The organism is Cohnella ginsengisoli, from assembly GCF_029525555.1.
Classification (GTDB): Bacteria; Bacillota; Bacilli; order Paenibacillales; family Paenibacillaceae; genus Cohnella; species Cohnella ginsengisoli.
Genome location: NZ_JAPDHZ010000002.1, coordinates 1,447,013 through 1,460,982, shown reverse-complemented (window position 1 = coordinate 1,460,982; position 13,970 = coordinate 1,447,013). Strand labels below are relative to the sequence as shown.

The following is a 13,970-nucleotide window of genomic DNA, read 5'->3' as shown; positions in this document are numbered from 1 at the left end:
TACTCCGTATTCCCGGAGCGGGATGCTTCGTCATGGACGCGTAAATTAAGAAATCACTTGCTTGATGATCACGGCGATCAGGAACACGAGGAACATGAAGCCGAACATGCCGCCGAAGCCGAATACGAGATCCTGCAGGTCGTCGCGGGGCTCTTCGTTCACGTGCTGGCGCGGATCTTGTACATAATTGTCCATGGGGAAATCCTCCTGAAACAAGTCATTAATGTTAGTATACCCAACTTCGCAAACGCTTGTAAAGCAACTCTTTTCTTCTGTGGTACAATAGAAAATACGGGATCACATGATCGCATCGGCGGTCGTCATCCTCCGAACTCATTTCTTTTCGGGAGGCGCAATATATCGTCATGGACGTCCAATCCAATCCGCCGCTGCCAAGCCGCGAGCAAGCGGCCGAACATATACGCAACAAACTCGCGCTGCTGCCGGACCAGCCGGGCTGCTACCTGATGAAGAACGCGGAGGGCGTCATCATCTACGTCGGCAAAGCCAAAGTGTTGAAAAACCGGGTGCGCTCCTACTTCATCGGCAGTCACAACGGGAAGACGCAGCGGCTCGTAAGCGAGATCCGCGATTTCGAGTATATCGTCACCGGCAGCAACATGGAGGCGCTCATCCTCGAGTGCAACTTGATCAAGGAGCATATGCCCAGGTACAACGTGCTGCTCAAGGACGACAAGTCTTTTCCTTATATCAAAATCACGAGCGAGAAGCATCCGAAGCTCGAGGTCGTGCGCCGGGTGCTCAAGGACAAAGGCAAATACTTCGGGCCCTACCCGAACGCCTTCGCCGCGCAGGAGACCAAAAAGCTCCTCGACCGGCTCTACCCGCTGCGCAAGTGCAATACGCTGCCCGACAAAGTATGTCTCTACTATCATCTCGGGCAATGCGTCGCGCCGTGCGAATACCCGGTCGAGCCCAGCGAGTACGAGCGCATGATCTCGGAGGTGACGCGGTTCCTGAACGGCGGGCACGGCGACATCAAGCGGGAGCTGCAGCGCAAAATGGAAGCGGCCGCAGGCGAGCTCGAGTTCGAACGGGCGCGCGAGTACCGCGACCAGATCCAGGCGATCGAATCGCTCATGGAAAAGCAGAAGATCACGATGACCGACGCCAAGGACCGCGACGTCTTCGGCTATGCCGTGGACAAAGGCTGGATGTGCGTGCAGATTCTGTACATGCGCCAGGGCAAGATGATCCAGCGGCACGTGTCCGTGTTCCCTTACTATGGGGAAGCCTACGAGGACTTCATGACCTATGTTGCCCAATATTATTCGGAAAATCCGGCGTTGCCGCGGGAAGTGCTGCTGCCCGTGACGCCCGGCGAAGCTGCGGAAGCGGAGAGCGCGCCGGCGGCGGCCGAAGGAGCCGGCGTCATGGCCGCGGGCGGCAAGCTGAACGACGCGCTGATCGAGCGGGTCGCGGCGTCGGCCGACGAGACGGATACCGCCGAGGCCGAAGGCGCGACGTACGGAGCCGGCGAAGGCATCGCCGACGTCTCCGACGAGTCCGGCGGCGAGCTTGGCGAATCGCTGCGCAGCTGGCTGAAGATCAAGGTATCGGTGCCGAAGCGCGGCTCCAAGCGTCATCTCGTCGCGATGGCCGCCGACAACGCCAAGGTCGCGCTCGAAGAGAAGTTCCGCATGATCGAACGCGATCAGGAGCGGAGCGTCAAGGCATCCGAGGGACTTGCGGAGTGGCTCAATATCCCGTCGGCGCATCGGATCGAAGCGTTCGACAACTCCAACATGCAGGGCGCCTCGCCCGTTTCCGCGATGGTCGTCTTCACCGACGGCAAGCCCGACCGCAAAGAATACCGCAAATACAACGTCCGCACCGTCACCGGTCCGGACGACTACGAGACGATGCGCGAGGTCGTGCGCCGCCGTTACGAGCGCGTGCTGAAGGAAGGACTGCAGCTGCCCGACCTGATCGTCATCGACGGCGGCAGAGGGCAGATCGGCGCTGCCATCGATGTCCTGCAAAACGAGCTCGGCTTGTTCGTGCCGGTGTGCGGCCTCGCCAAGGACGCCAAGCACCGCACGGCGCAGCTGCTCGTCGGCGATCCCGCCGAAGTCGTGCCGCTGCCGCGCGACAGTCAAGAGTTTTACCTGCTGCAGCGCATCCAGGACGAGGTGCACCGCTTCGCGATCACGTTCCACCGCGAGAAGCGGGGCAAGTCGATGATCGCTTCCAAGCTAGACGCCATCCCCGGCATCGGCGAGAAGCGCCGCAAGCAGCTGCTTAAGCACTTCGGCTCGCTCAAGGCGATCCGCGAGGCGTCAGTGGCCGACTTCAAGGCGGTGTCGATCGGCGAAGCGCTGGCCGCGCGCATTTTAGCCGCATTGAACGAAGAGGAAGACGGGGAAGCTGCCGGGACCTCCGTTCCTTCGGTCTAAGTGCGGCCGCAAGGCAATACGGCATTTGAGATACGGGTTGAAGCGGATTCCTTCTGCTTCATCCCGTTTTTTTTGATGAGGCGGAGAAATAACGACAGGCAATAAACTCACAAAAGTGTGCAAGGCCCGGCATCCGGCGAGGTCGCGGCAAAGCGGGCATCCGGCAAAGTAGGGGCCAAATTCACTTGATTCGCAAAAGATGGTGAATTCGTTCAAAAAAAGCGATTGACGGCGGACACAGGTTCGTTTTATATTGATAACGATTATCATTATCATATATGTGGTGGAGGTTCGTGAATTGCATACAAATCGAAATTGGATATTACCTGTCGTCATGCTATTCATCGTATTCGCGAGCGCATGCGGTAAAAACGCTAACGGCAGCGCATCGCCAAGCGGATCGGCCGTCGCTTCAGCGTCAGAAGTGACGGCTTCACAATCGTCTTCCCAAACGGCTTCGCAGTCGGCCTCGCCGGCGCCCTCTTCTTCGTCTTCCAGCGCTACCAAAAAAAGTCACGGACGCCAAAGGCCGCGAAGTCGAAGTGCCGACCGATCCGAAACGAATCGTCTATGTCGGCAGCGATCCCGGCGATCTGCTCGCGCTGGGCGTCAAGCCTGTTGGCGCCAGCTTGAGCGTCGTGGGCAGCCAGGTCGTTTACGGCGACCAGCTTCAAGGCATTGCGGACGTCGGTTATCCTGCCGACTTGGAGAAGGTGACGGCGCAGGAGCCGGACCTGATTATTTTTAACGATTGGGACGAACGGGGCTTGGCTCCGCTGGAGAAGATCGCGCCTACCGTCGCGATCGCCGAGAACGGAGGCTTTGACCGGATGCGCGAAGTCGCTGGCTTGCTGGGCAAGGAAGGCGCTGCGGACAGCTATGTCGCGGCTTACGACGAGAAAGTGAAGCAAACGAAAGCACTGCTGGCGCAAAAGGGCAAGCAAGGCCAATCGGCAACCGTGCTGCTCCTGATGGGCAAAGTCATGTACGTCATGGGCCATCAAGGCCTGTCCGTATCGTTGTACGACGCGCTCGGATACGAGCCGCCGGCTAAAGTCCAATCGCTGATCGACGGCGACGAGCGCTTCGCCGAGATCTCGGTCGAGGTCATGTCGGAGTACATCGGCGACGAGCTGTACATCTTGAAGGACGAGGAAGAGGAGACCAAGGCACAAGCAGAGGCGCTGTTCACGAGCAGCCTGTGGAAGTCGCTGACTGCCGTCAAAAACGGGCAAGTGCACGCGATGGACAGCCGGTGGAACTTCGACGATCCGGTCACGCGGACGATGCTGCTGGATGAGCTTCAGCGTTTGACCGATTCCGCAGGTTAATGGACGTGACAGGAGTGTAGGCAGAAAGGCAGACGCAAGAGGGAAAGCCGCTCTTTGCATCTGCCTTTTTTGCCGTAACGCCAACCTGATTTAAATGCTGCAATTCAACCATCTATTGGTTATAATACCAATTGTATGCGCCTATATCGCCGCTAAGAAACGATCCAGAGGCGTACCGACATGTCCGATTTTCTCCGCCAAATCGCGTTGCTAATCCTCGCCGGCTGTATTCTCTTCGCAGCATTCGTCGCTTAAGAGAAATGGGTTCGCTCACCTTTACGAAAAATAACGAATTCAGCAGCGCCAAAGGATTGCAGCCATACGCGCGATTTACGGTCATGGGCGACATGAAGCAAAAGATTCATCGCTTTGTTAAAGGCCGTGGGACTGTCTTTCCGCGTTAACCTGCCGCCATTATAGATTCGCCCAATATGAATGAGGAGAACTCGCATGCTCGCTTTTTTCCGCCAATTCGCCCCGCTGATCCTCGCCGGCTGCATCCTTTTCGCCGGTGCCTTGACGAGCGCCTATGCTTTTTTCACAGGCTTTCACAATCGCGAGTACGTCGCGCTGAACGCCAAGACCGTCGTCCATTTGCAGCCAGGCCAATATCAAATCTTTTATGATGATATCGACGATAAAAACGAAAGCGGACCGCGCGCGCTCATGCCGATCCATCCAAGCGGGAGGATGCTCGATCTCGTGACGGCCATGGTAGACGACGGAAGGTCGTCCCTGGATTTGGCTGAAGATTCGTCCGAAGTCTATGCCTTGAAGAGAGTAAAAGGTAAAGCTTTATACCGCTTTACCGTCGAGCAAAAAGGGGCATATGGCATTACGTTGATCAGCAACGCGGCGAACCTGCAGGGACAGGTTCGGTTCGCAGTTACGAGCGACTTTATCCGCGTACTCGTGTCGGCGCTCAAAAAATGGGGACTCTATTTCGCGGCCGCCGCGCCCTTTTTTGCTCGCGGATTTCGTCTTGCATATGCGACTGGAGAAGCGGAAGCTCGTCAAGACGAGGCTGAGCATGCAACCTTAACAGTTCTCCAGCTCTGCTAACGCGAAATGTCTGCGGTCGAACCCGTCCCGCCCCGCCGCCGTTCGTGCAGCCAGGCGATCAGCAACGCGACGGCCGCCGGCAGAAGGACGCTGACGAAGCCGGCGATATTGTCGGACGACAGTCCGTCGGACAGCATCTGCACGGCCATCAGGGTCGAATCGAGCACGACGTGCGCGAAAATGACGGCCAGCAGGCCGAAACGCAGCATAAACCAGGCGAATAGAGCGCCGATGATCATGAGCTCGATGAACCGGGTCTGCCAAGGGTACACCGCGTAGCCGACATGGCCGAACGCCCATACGGCCGTCGCGGGCAGGACCGCGATCGAAGTCAGCGCGCGGGACAACGCCGAGCCGGATCGCCCGCCGGTACCGGAGCCATCGCCTCCCGACTTGGAGCCGCTCAGGGCGCCGAGCCATTTGCGAACGAGCCCGATGCCGAAGAAGCGGGTCTGCAGCTCCTCCGAGATGCCCGCGCACCAAGCGAGCAGGGGGGAGCAGCCAAGGATAGTACATATTGTAGGCGGACTGGCTGGGATCGGAGCCGTAATAACTGCCGAGCAGCAGGCCGAGAACCGTCAGCACGACGCTCTGGGCGCCGAGCAGGATCACGGCGAGCATGTATCCTTGCTTCATGGCGGTCTTGATCCTGATGCCGTAGTCGGCATCCTGCCAGCGCGGCCACAGGGATCGGCCCATCGAGCGCCACAAGCCGTCGCCGCCGACGGCTGCGAAGTACGTGAGCAGCGCCTGTATGAATAGAATAACGACGTTCGTGACGAGCAGCGCCGTCACGTCGCTCTCCGCAGCGATCGCGTTCATGCCTGACGAAGAAGCGCGCAGTCCCGGACGCAGGTTGAACATGAACCCCGCGTACATGACGAAGAAGGCGGCGGACAAGAACAGCCCGCGCTTGAACGACGTCCATCCCCTGCAGGCCGCGGCGTATATGACGGCGAGCACGAACATGACGATCTGCGGCAGGAGGAAGCCGGTCATCGACAGCTTGTCGGCAATCTTGCGTTGCTTAGCGATCTCTTCAGCGAACGAAACGGGAAGCGCGTATCGGTAAGTCAGCACCTTGTCGGGCTGCACGAGCAGTTGCAGATGGGCGTCAGACAAGCCGGTCTTGCGGCTCTGCAGGATGACAGAACCGCCTTCCGTCAAGCTGCCGATAGGCTCCCAAGACGAAGCGTCGAATTCCGGCTGCGTCTTGAGCCAGGCAAGCGCTTTGGCCGTTTGCGCCTCTACGTCGCGGACCGCCGCTTTTTCCGCGTCGGTCATGGCATCGCCGACGCGCGCCCAGCCGACGACTGCGCCCGTCTCCATGTGGACGGAGACACGGTCGACGCTGCCGTCGGCCGCATGCAGATCGACCGCGTAGACGTCCGTCGGGTAGCGCGCGTCCCAGTCGCGATCGTATTCGTCGGTCAGTTTGTGCTTGGTCATGTAAGCAGCCATTCGATCGTCGCCTACATGCGTGATCGTCGCCTCGGACCCTTCGCCGAGATCCATTCCCCAGCGCTCCGAGGCGTAGGCGAGTGCGATCCGCTTCGCCTCGGAGCGGCCGATTGCCGCGGATTCGCCTTTTATAGCCGGGATGATCGCAGGCAATACTTGCATGAAAAGGAAGATAAGAAGGCCGATTGCCGCGGCGGTAGCCCATTTCGATGATCTCAAATTATCCACTCCGATTCCGAATTGATCTGAAAAAGCGTATACATCGTCTTTTTATCCGCAATAGCTGGTCCTTTCGCTTATTATCGATAGGAATTGGAGCCAAAACAAGAGAAAGAGTTAGATTCCCCGTAAAAAAAGCTGTTACACGGCCTAATAACGTCCGTATATCCTCATATAAGGCGATTTTTCGCATTTCTGCTGTTGTGCGTACCTATAGGACAGACTATAATGCGGTGTAATGTTTTTTCTGGAAGCCGGACCATCGTTTCTCCATCATACTACCCAGCCGAATTTCCGCAAAGAAAACGGGGGAACCACTTAAGTTTTCCGGGGTGAATTCCGCGCGCCAAGCGCCGGATAGGGCAGCCTGTTCTGGCCCGAACCCGTCAGCTAACCTCGTAGGCTGCCAGACAGGATCGCCGTGCGCAAGGCACTGGAGCTCCAGTGTCTTTTTTTGCGCGCTTTTCTAACGTTTGCCGACGCGAGGTGAATCGTACGTTGCTCAGAAAAATCATCGGCTGGCTATATGCTTCCCCGCCCCGCGTGCTGACGATCGGGTTCGCGGTCATCATCGCGTTCGGCGCGTTGCTGCTGAGGCTCCCGATCTCGAGGGTGTCCGGCGAGCCGACGCCTTGGCTCGAGGCGTTTTTCGTCTCCAGTTCTGCGACCTGCGTGACGGGGCTCACAAGGCTGGATACGGTCGGTTATTTCTCCGTTTTCGGCCGCTGGGTCATTCTCGTCCTCGTGCAGCTCGGCGGGCTCGGCTTCATGACGATGGGCACGCTGTTCGCGTTTTTCGCCGGCCGCCGCCTCTCCCTTAAGGACCGTCTCGTCCTGCAGGAAGCGATGAACCAGGGCAGCCTCGAAGGCATCGTGCGGCTGGTACGCCGGGTCTTGATCTACGCGCTCTGCATCGAGGCGGTCGGCGCGCTGCTCTTTACCTTCCGGTTCATGCGCGAAATGCATTTCCGGCAGGCGCTTTATTATGGCGTGTACCATAGCGTTTCTTTCTTCAACAACGGCGGCTTCGACCTGTTCGGCGATTTCCGCAGCATGGCCGGATATGTCGGAGATCCTTACATGAACATCCTCGCGATCGCGCTCGTCGTGCTCGGCGGCGTCGGCTTCGTCGTGCTGTCCGACCTCGTCGAGCTGCGTACGCGCCGCAAGCTGTCCTACCATTCCAAAGTCGTGCTCTGGGTATCGGCATTTCTTATCGTTCTCGGCACGGTCACGATCCTGATCTTCGAATATACGAACGAGAGCACGCTGGGCCCGCTTGCTTTCGGAGACAAGCTGCTTGCTGCCGCGCTGCAGTCCGTGTCCACCCGCTCCGCCGGCGTCAGCACCGTCGACATCGGCTCCCTGCGGGACGCGACGCAGTTCGCGATGGTGCTGCTCATGTTCGTCGGCGCTTCTCCGGGCTCCACCGGCGGCGGCATCAAGACGACCGCGTTCGCGGTGCTAGCGGCCGCCGTCTGGGCGATGCTTCGCGGCCGCACCGACGTCGTACTGCTCGGCCTGCGTATCGAGCGAGCCAAGGTGAACCGCGCGATTACGGTCACGATGCTGTCGCTCGCCATCGTCATCACGTCCGTCATGATCCTCTCGATTACCGAAAAGCAGGCGTTCCTGCTCATTCTTTTCGAGGTCATGTCCGCTTATGCGACGGTAGGCTTGTCGGCCGGGATTACCGGGGACCTGTCGTCGTTCGGCCAGATCCTTATCATCGTCCTCATGTTCATCGGCCGTCTCGGCCCGCTGACAATGACGTACGCGCTGGGCTCCAAGTCCGGACGAACGCTGTACCGGCACGCCGAGGGACGTATCATTATCGGTTAAAAAGCAGGCGAAGGAGGAGAGCGAAATGCGCAAAAAAATATTCAGCTGGCTGGTCGCCTCCCCGCCGAGGACGCTGGCGATCGGATTCGCCTTCATCATCGGACTCGGCTCGTTCCTGCTCCATCTGCCGGTCGCTTCGAGCAGCGGAGAGGAGACGCGTTATATCGACGCGCTCTTCACCGCCACCTCAGCCACTTGCGTCACCGGACTCGTCGTCGTCGACACGGGCGATCATTACTCCGTATTCGGGCAGATCGTCATCTTGACGATGATCCAGATCGGCGGTCTCGGCTTCATGTCGATGGCGACGCTGTTCGCGATTTTCCTGAAGCGGCGCATCTCGCTCAAGGAGCGCCTGATCCTGCAGGAAGCGCTCAATCAGAGCAGCATCGAGGGCATCGTCCGGCTCGTCCGCCGCGTCGTGCTGTACGCGCTGACGATCGAGGCGGCGGGCGCTCTCTTGCTCACGATTCGCTTTCTTACCAATATGAGTCCGGGCCGAGCGATATACTACGGCGTTTTTCACGCGGTATCCTTTTTCAACAACGCGGGATTCGACCTTATGGGGGGCTTCAGCAGCCTGACCGGCTACGCGGACGATCCATGGGTCAATCTAGTGAGCATGGCGCTCATCGTCGTCGGCGGACTCGGCTTCGTGGTGCTGTCGGACCTGACGGATCTGCGCGGCGGGCGCAGGCTGTCCTTGCATTCCAAAGTGGTCCTGACGATGTCGGGTTCGCTCATTTTGTTCGGCGCGATCGTCGTGTTCGCCTTCGAATACGCGAATCCCGGCACGATGGGCCCGCTGAATACGGGTACTAAGATTTTAACCGCGTTCATGCAGTCGGTCAGTCCCCGCACCGCCGGCGTCAATACGCTTAATCTGACGGATTTGCGGCAGGCGACGCAGTTTTTCATCATCATCCTGATGTTCATCGGCGCTTCCCCGGGCTCGACCGGGGGCGGCATCAAGACGACGACGTTCGCGGCGCTGCTGGGCGCGGTCTGGGCGATCATACGCGGGCGGGAGGATGTCGTCATGTTCCGCTACCGTCTGGCGCAAGAGCGCGTATATAAGGCGCTGACGCTTACGCTTCTTGCTTTGGCGTTGGTGCTTACGGCGACCATGATCCTGTCCACGACGGAGGACCATCACTTCCTCATGATCCTGTTCGAAGTCGTCTCCGCCTTCGGCACGGTCGGGTTGTCGCTGGGGCTTACGTCGGATTTGACCTTGTTCGGCAAGATCGTCATCATGCTGATGATGTTCGCCGGCAGGCTAGGTCCGCTGACGCTTGGCTACGCGCTCGTGCCTAAGCGGGACAAGGTGCTGTACAGGGAAGCGGAAGGCAAGATCATCATCGGATAACGAAAGAGATGTGCCACCATGAAAATGAATCAATTCGTGATCATCGGCCTCGGACGGTTCGGGGCCAGCATCGGCAAGGAACTGATCGAGCTTGGCTACGAGGTGCTCGGCGTCGACCGGGACGAGGAAAAGGTGCAGGAGATGAGCGGCATCCTGACCCATACGGTCATCGCGGACGCGACGGACGAGGACACGCTGCGTTCGATCGGCGCGCGCAACTTCGACTGCGGCGTCGTCGCGATCGGGGACGACGTGCAGGCGAGCATCCTTGCGGCGATCCTGCTCAAGGAGCTGGGCGTCAAGAAGGTCGTCGCCAAGGCCGTGTCCGAGCTGCACGGGCGCGTGCTCGAACGGATGGACGTGGATCGCGTCATCTATCCGGAGCGGGACATGGGCATCCGGGTGGCGCATCAGCTCGTGTCGCCGAACTTGCTCGACTACATCGAGCTGTCGGATAAGTATACGATCGCGGAGCTCGGCGTGCCGGCATGTCTGGCCGGCAAGTCGATCGAGGAGACGAACCCCCCGCGGCAGGTACGGCTGCAGCATCGTGGCGCTGAACAAGACGCAGGGGATGATCGTCGCGCCGACGGCTACGGACACGCTGGCCGAAGGAGACGTCATGGTCGTCATCGGCACGAACGAGCAGATCGAGGCCTTCCAGGACGCGATCGGCCAATAAAGGCGAGAAAGGTATGATATGGGCCGCATTCGCTCACGCTAACAGCAGTGCCGCTTAGCGACGGGAGTGAATGAGAAATGATGCAGCAGCGTGAAAAATGGAGCCGGCGGCTGGCCGCGTTGACGGTCGGCCTGATGCTCGCGGGAATGGCGCTGGTGCCGGCGGAAGCGAATGGAGCCGGCGCGGAAGAACGAACGCATGCGGCGACCGCGACGGCGTTGCAGGCGCTTAAGCCTGCGTCGGCGCCCGTGAGCTGGTCGGACCTTCAGCGCAGGTACAGAGGCGTGTTCGTGCTGCGCGCCTCGTCTTCAGGCGGGAGGCGCGTGGCGCTTACCTTCGACGACGTGCCCGATCCCCGGTATACGCCCCTCGTGCTGAACGTGCTGAAGCGCAAGCGGGTGCCCGCCACCTTTTTCGTCGTCGGCAGCCGGGCAGCCAAGCACCCAGACTTGGTAAGAAGAATCGTGAACGAAGGCCATGCGGTAGGCAATCACACCTACTCGCATCCCGAGCTGCCCAAGCTGAGCCTGGGGCAGGTGAGGCGGGAGATCGAGCGGACCGGGGCCGCGATCCGGGCGACAGCTGGCTTCGAACCCGCGATGATCAGGCCGCCGTACGGAGATATAAGGCCCGCTCAGCTGGAATGGGCCAGATCCCGGGGGTATACGGTCGTTAACTGGGACGTCGACTCCCAGGATTGGCGCCAGATTCCATCCGGCGTCGTGCTGCGCAACGCAGTCAAAGGACTGCGCCCCGGCTCGATCATTCTCATGCACGCGGGCGGGGGCGCCGGACAGAACCTGTTCGGCACGGTAAAAGCGTTGCCCCACCTGATCGACCAGCTCCGCGCCAAAGGGTACGAGCTGGTGACGGTGCCGGAGCTTCTGCATATTCCGGAGCGCAGGCCGAACCGGGCCTGAGCCGATTGGCGCGGCAGCGACATTGGGCTGCCGGGGCCGCGCGACAAAAAAAGACCGCAACCGCCTTCTCTCGAAAGCGGCTGCGGTCTGGGGCGCATCCGGACTAATTAAGCACGTACAAGTTGACGTATTGAAAGCCGAATTTGCTTGCCTTATCCCGGGAACCGGGCACGAAGATGTCGATGCGGTTGCCCTTGATGGCGCTGCCCGCGTCGCTAGCGACGGCGAACATGCCGCCGACGGGCAGTCCGTCCAAGCTGTAGCCCGTTATGTACACTTTGGTGCCGAGCGGGATGACCTTCGGATCCACGGCGATCGTGCCCAGCTTCAGCGGGTTGCCGAAGTAGTCTACGGGACCCCAGGCGTTTTCTTCGATGGACGCGGAATAGGCCGTCGCCTTCATTTGGATGGCCGTCGCGTAGGACAGCGAGTCGCCCGAGGTCGTTTTGACGAGCTTGGCGGATTGCGCGACCGCGGCGGGTTGGACCGCCTTGGCCGTCACGGAACCCGTCGTAGGCGCAGGGATCGAGAGCTTCAGGCCGGCGTATATGTTTTTCGGATCGACATTCGGGTTGAAGCTCATCAGTTTTTGCAGCGGCACGGCGAACTTTTTGGACAGCGTCCAGAACGTATCCGCGTCCTTGGCCGCGTAAGTCGTAGCCGCGTGCGAAGCGGCTGCAGGGAGCAGCAGGGCGGCCCCGAGCGCGAGCGCGGCGGCTCGCATTCCCAATCGAAAACGCATATGTATTCACCCTCCGGTTCGATTCATGCGCCAAGCGTAGCATGATCCCTCGAACCGGGTTAAGTGGTAAAGGACGCCATGGTTGGATAACCGAGGATATCTGAGAGGCGCTCTCATCCTGCGATTGCGCCCCCGCGGGAAAAACGAAGCAACGATGAGAAAAATGAAAAATCGTTCCGTCAGCCCTGACGGTTGCCCCTGCCGAACAACGCGATCGTCTCTTCGATTAAATAGCGCGTAGAAGGCGCGAGCCAGGCAAGATCGCCATAAATAAGGGAAGTCGTGCGCTTGAACTCCTCGAGCTCCCGGATGCGGACGATGTAAAGGTCGTTGTCGCTGAGCATTTGCGGGCGCAAATACGATTTGGGCAGCATCGTGCCTGCCCGGCTCGCGCCGAGCAGCCGGACGATCGCCTCGAACGAGTCGATCTCCATGCGGACGTCCGGTTTGACGCTGTATTGGCGGAACAGCTCGTCGGTCAGGTTGCGGTACCAGGTGCCGGGCGCGAACAGGATCATCGGAAGGCCGTTCAGGTCGCTCATCGACAGCTGCGTGCGTTCTACTATAAAGTGCGAGCGGGGCAGCACCAGCACGACCGTATCGTCGAAAAGAGGCGTACTCGTGATCGACGGATCGTCCTCGACCGAGGAGGCGACGAGGCCGAAGTCGACTTTTCGCTCCTTGACGAGCGTCGCGATCTCGTGCGTCTTGCCGGTGACGGCTTTGATCTCGAGGTTCGGATGCTTCTCCGTCATGGCCGTGATCAGCTCGGGAAGCGTCGTCTGCAGCGTGGTAAGGCTCGCGCCGATCGTCGCGACGGGCGCCTCTGCCGTCTTGAACGCATTCAGCCGCTGCAGGTAGTCGCCGTGGAATCTGCGCAGCTCGAGGGCGAAATCGTAGGTGAATTGCCCGGCAGGCGTGAGCTCGAGGCGCTTGCCGATGCGGCGGAAAAGATCGACGCCGAGCTCCCGCTCGAGACGCGCGATTCTGCGGGAGAGCGCGGGCTGCGTGACATTCAGCCTGTCCGCCGCCCGATTCAGGCTGCTGTACTCGACGACGGTCGCGAAAACTCTCATATCATCCAGCATGTGGACGCCTCCTCCGCGTTTTTTTAGAGCTTATGTCCATACGTCATAAGTTTTAATAATAAATAAGCAGTTCCATTATAAGCGAAAATGGAGTAACCTATAAACCGTGAAGAATTCGTGACAACGCACGGATCGAAAGGAGAACGCTCACCGACATGAAGGGAAACTCGTTTTACGCGCGCAAGATTCATTCGCTCTTGGGTGTGATTCCGCTCGGATTGTTCATTATTGAACACGCCCTGACGAATTACTCCGCGTTCGAGCACGGCAAGGAGGGCTTCGTAGACAGCGTCAAGGGCTTGCATGGCCTGCCGCTCATTTTTTTCCTCGAGCTGTTCGTCATTTGGCTGCCGATTCTGTTCCACGGGGTCTACGGCCTGTATCTCGCCTTTACGTCGAATTACAACACGGGCCGGTACAGCTACGGACGCAACTGGGCGTTCGCGCTGCAGCGGATTACCGGCGTCATTACTTTCGTGTTCGTCGCCTGGCATATTTGGCAGACGCGCGTTCAGGTCGCGCTCGGCAACACGACCAACGAAGAGATCGGCCAGCACATGCACAATATCGTGACCCAGCCGGTTTACTTCACGATTTACTTCATCGCGGTTCTCGCCGCCGTCTTCCACTTCGCCAACGGCCTGTGGGCTTTTCTCGTGGCATGGGGAATTACGGTCGGTCCGCGGGCGCAGCGCGTATCGTCGAAGATCTGCATGGGCATCTTCGCGATCGTATCCGTGCTGTTCCTGCTGTCGCTGTTCGCGTTCCGCAGCGACGAGTTCGCGGCGGCGCAGACGGCCGTCGTCGGTTTGTTAGGTTGATCGGAGGGAGAATCAG

12 protein-coding genes, 1 pseudogene and 1 riboswitch are annotated in these 13,970 nt (G+C 59.5%); of the genes and pseudogenes, 8 read left to right on the top strand and 5 right to left on the bottom strand.

Features of this window, described 5'->3' with window-relative positions; translation table 11 throughout:
- Nucleotides 1-45: 45 nt before the first annotated feature.
- Nucleotides 46-195 (bottom strand): YqzM family protein, encoded by a 150-nt coding sequence (locus OMP38_RS07060; protein ID WP_090110524.1) that lies wholly within the window; start codon nucleotides 193-195, stop codon nucleotides 46-48.
- Nucleotides 196-365: 170 nt separating this feature from the next.
- Here OMP38_RS07060 and uvrC point away from each other — a divergent pair, with 170 nt between their 5' ends.
- On the top strand, nucleotides 366-2,417 hold the full coding sequence (gene uvrC / locus OMP38_RS07055; RefSeq protein ID WP_277564453.1) for an excinuclease ABC subunit UvrC: 2,052 nt from the start codon (nucleotides 366-368) through the stop codon (nucleotides 2,415-2,417).
- On the opposite strand, the gene OMP38_RS07050 is transcribed toward uvrC, so the two are convergent.
- Nucleotides 2,355-2,924: a hypothetical protein gene (locus tag OMP38_RS07050; protein ID WP_277564452.1), complete on the bottom strand. Its 570-nt coding sequence runs from the start codon at nucleotides 2,922-2,924 to the stop codon at nucleotides 2,355-2,357. The two genes, uvrC and OMP38_RS07050, sit on opposite strands and share 63 nt — an antisense overlap.
- Before the next feature lie 35 nt (nucleotides 2,925-2,959).
- Here OMP38_RS07050 and OMP38_RS07045 point away from each other — a divergent pair, with 35 nt between their 5' ends.
- Entirely contained in the window at nucleotides 2,960-3,748 is a 789-nt protein-coding gene (locus tag OMP38_RS07045) for an ABC transporter substrate-binding protein (RefSeq protein ID WP_277564451.1), read from the top strand.
- A gap of 450 nt (nucleotides 3,749-4,198) precedes the next feature.
- Nucleotides 4,199-4,810: a hypothetical protein gene (locus OMP38_RS07040; RefSeq protein WP_277564450.1), complete on the top strand. Its 612-nt coding sequence runs from the start codon at nucleotides 4,199-4,201 to the stop codon at nucleotides 4,808-4,810.
- Here OMP38_RS07040 and OMP38_RS07035 read toward each other — a convergent pair.
- The gene (locus OMP38_RS07035) at nucleotides 4,787-6,490 is read right to left on the bottom strand and encodes a hypothetical protein (protein WP_277564449.1); all 1,704 of its coding nucleotides are present in this window, start codon (nucleotides 6,488-6,490) and stop codon (nucleotides 4,787-4,789) included. The genes OMP38_RS07040 and OMP38_RS07035 overlap by 24 nt on opposite strands.
- Before the next feature lie 274 nt (nucleotides 6,491-6,764).
- Nucleotides 6,765-6,909: riboswitch (cyclic di-AMP (ydaO/yuaA leader) on the top strand.
- Between the two features lie 79 nt (nucleotides 6,910-6,988).
- Between OMP38_RS07035 and OMP38_RS07030 the strand changes: the two genes are divergently transcribed.
- From OMP38_RS07030 to OMP38_RS07015, 4 genes and pseudogenes are all read left to right on the top strand, one after another.
- Nucleotides 6,989-8,332 (top strand): TrkH family potassium uptake protein, encoded by a 1,344-nt coding sequence (locus OMP38_RS07030; protein ID WP_277564448.1) that lies wholly within the window; start codon nucleotides 6,989-6,991, stop codon nucleotides 8,330-8,332.
- A 25-nt stretch (nucleotides 8,333-8,357) separates the two neighbouring features.
- The gene (locus OMP38_RS07025) at nucleotides 8,358-9,701 is read left to right on the top strand and encodes a TrkH family potassium uptake protein (RefSeq protein WP_277564447.1); all 1,344 of its coding nucleotides are present in this window, start codon (nucleotides 8,358-8,360) and stop codon (nucleotides 9,699-9,701) included.
- A gap of 18 nt (nucleotides 9,702-9,719) precedes the next feature.
- A pseudogene (locus tag OMP38_RS07020) lies at nucleotides 9,720-10,383 on the top strand (potassium channel family protein).
- A gap of 77 nt (nucleotides 10,384-10,460) precedes the next feature.
- Nucleotides 10,461-11,303 carry a polysaccharide deacetylase family protein gene (locus tag OMP38_RS07015; protein WP_277564446.1) on the top strand — a complete coding sequence of 281 codons (843 nt, stop codon included), beginning with the start codon at nucleotides 10,461-10,463 and terminating at the stop codon, nucleotides 11,301-11,303.
- A gap of 103 nt (nucleotides 11,304-11,406) precedes the next feature.
- Here the strand turns inward: OMP38_RS07015 and OMP38_RS07010 are convergent, their stop codons facing one another.
- Together OMP38_RS07010 and OMP38_RS07005 are read right to left on the bottom strand one after the other, a co-directional pair.
- The gene (locus tag OMP38_RS07010) at nucleotides 11,407-12,045 is read right to left on the bottom strand and encodes a 3D domain-containing protein (protein ID WP_277564445.1); all 639 of its coding nucleotides are present in this window, start codon (nucleotides 12,043-12,045) and stop codon (nucleotides 11,407-11,409) included.
- 179 nt (nucleotides 12,046-12,224) lie between these two features.
- Complete coding sequence (locus tag OMP38_RS07005) at nucleotides 12,225-13,133, bottom strand: LysR family transcriptional regulator (protein WP_277564444.1); 909 nt, start codon at nucleotides 13,131-13,133, stop codon at nucleotides 12,225-12,227.
- A gap of 155 nt (nucleotides 13,134-13,288) precedes the next feature.
- On the opposite strand from OMP38_RS07005, the gene OMP38_RS07000 reads away from it, so the two are divergent.
- The gene (locus tag OMP38_RS07000) at nucleotides 13,289-13,954 is read left to right on the top strand and encodes a succinate dehydrogenase cytochrome b558 subunit (RefSeq protein WP_277564443.1); all 666 of its coding nucleotides are present in this window, start codon (nucleotides 13,289-13,291) and stop codon (nucleotides 13,952-13,954) included.
- Nucleotides 13,955-13,970: the final 16 nt, after the last annotated feature.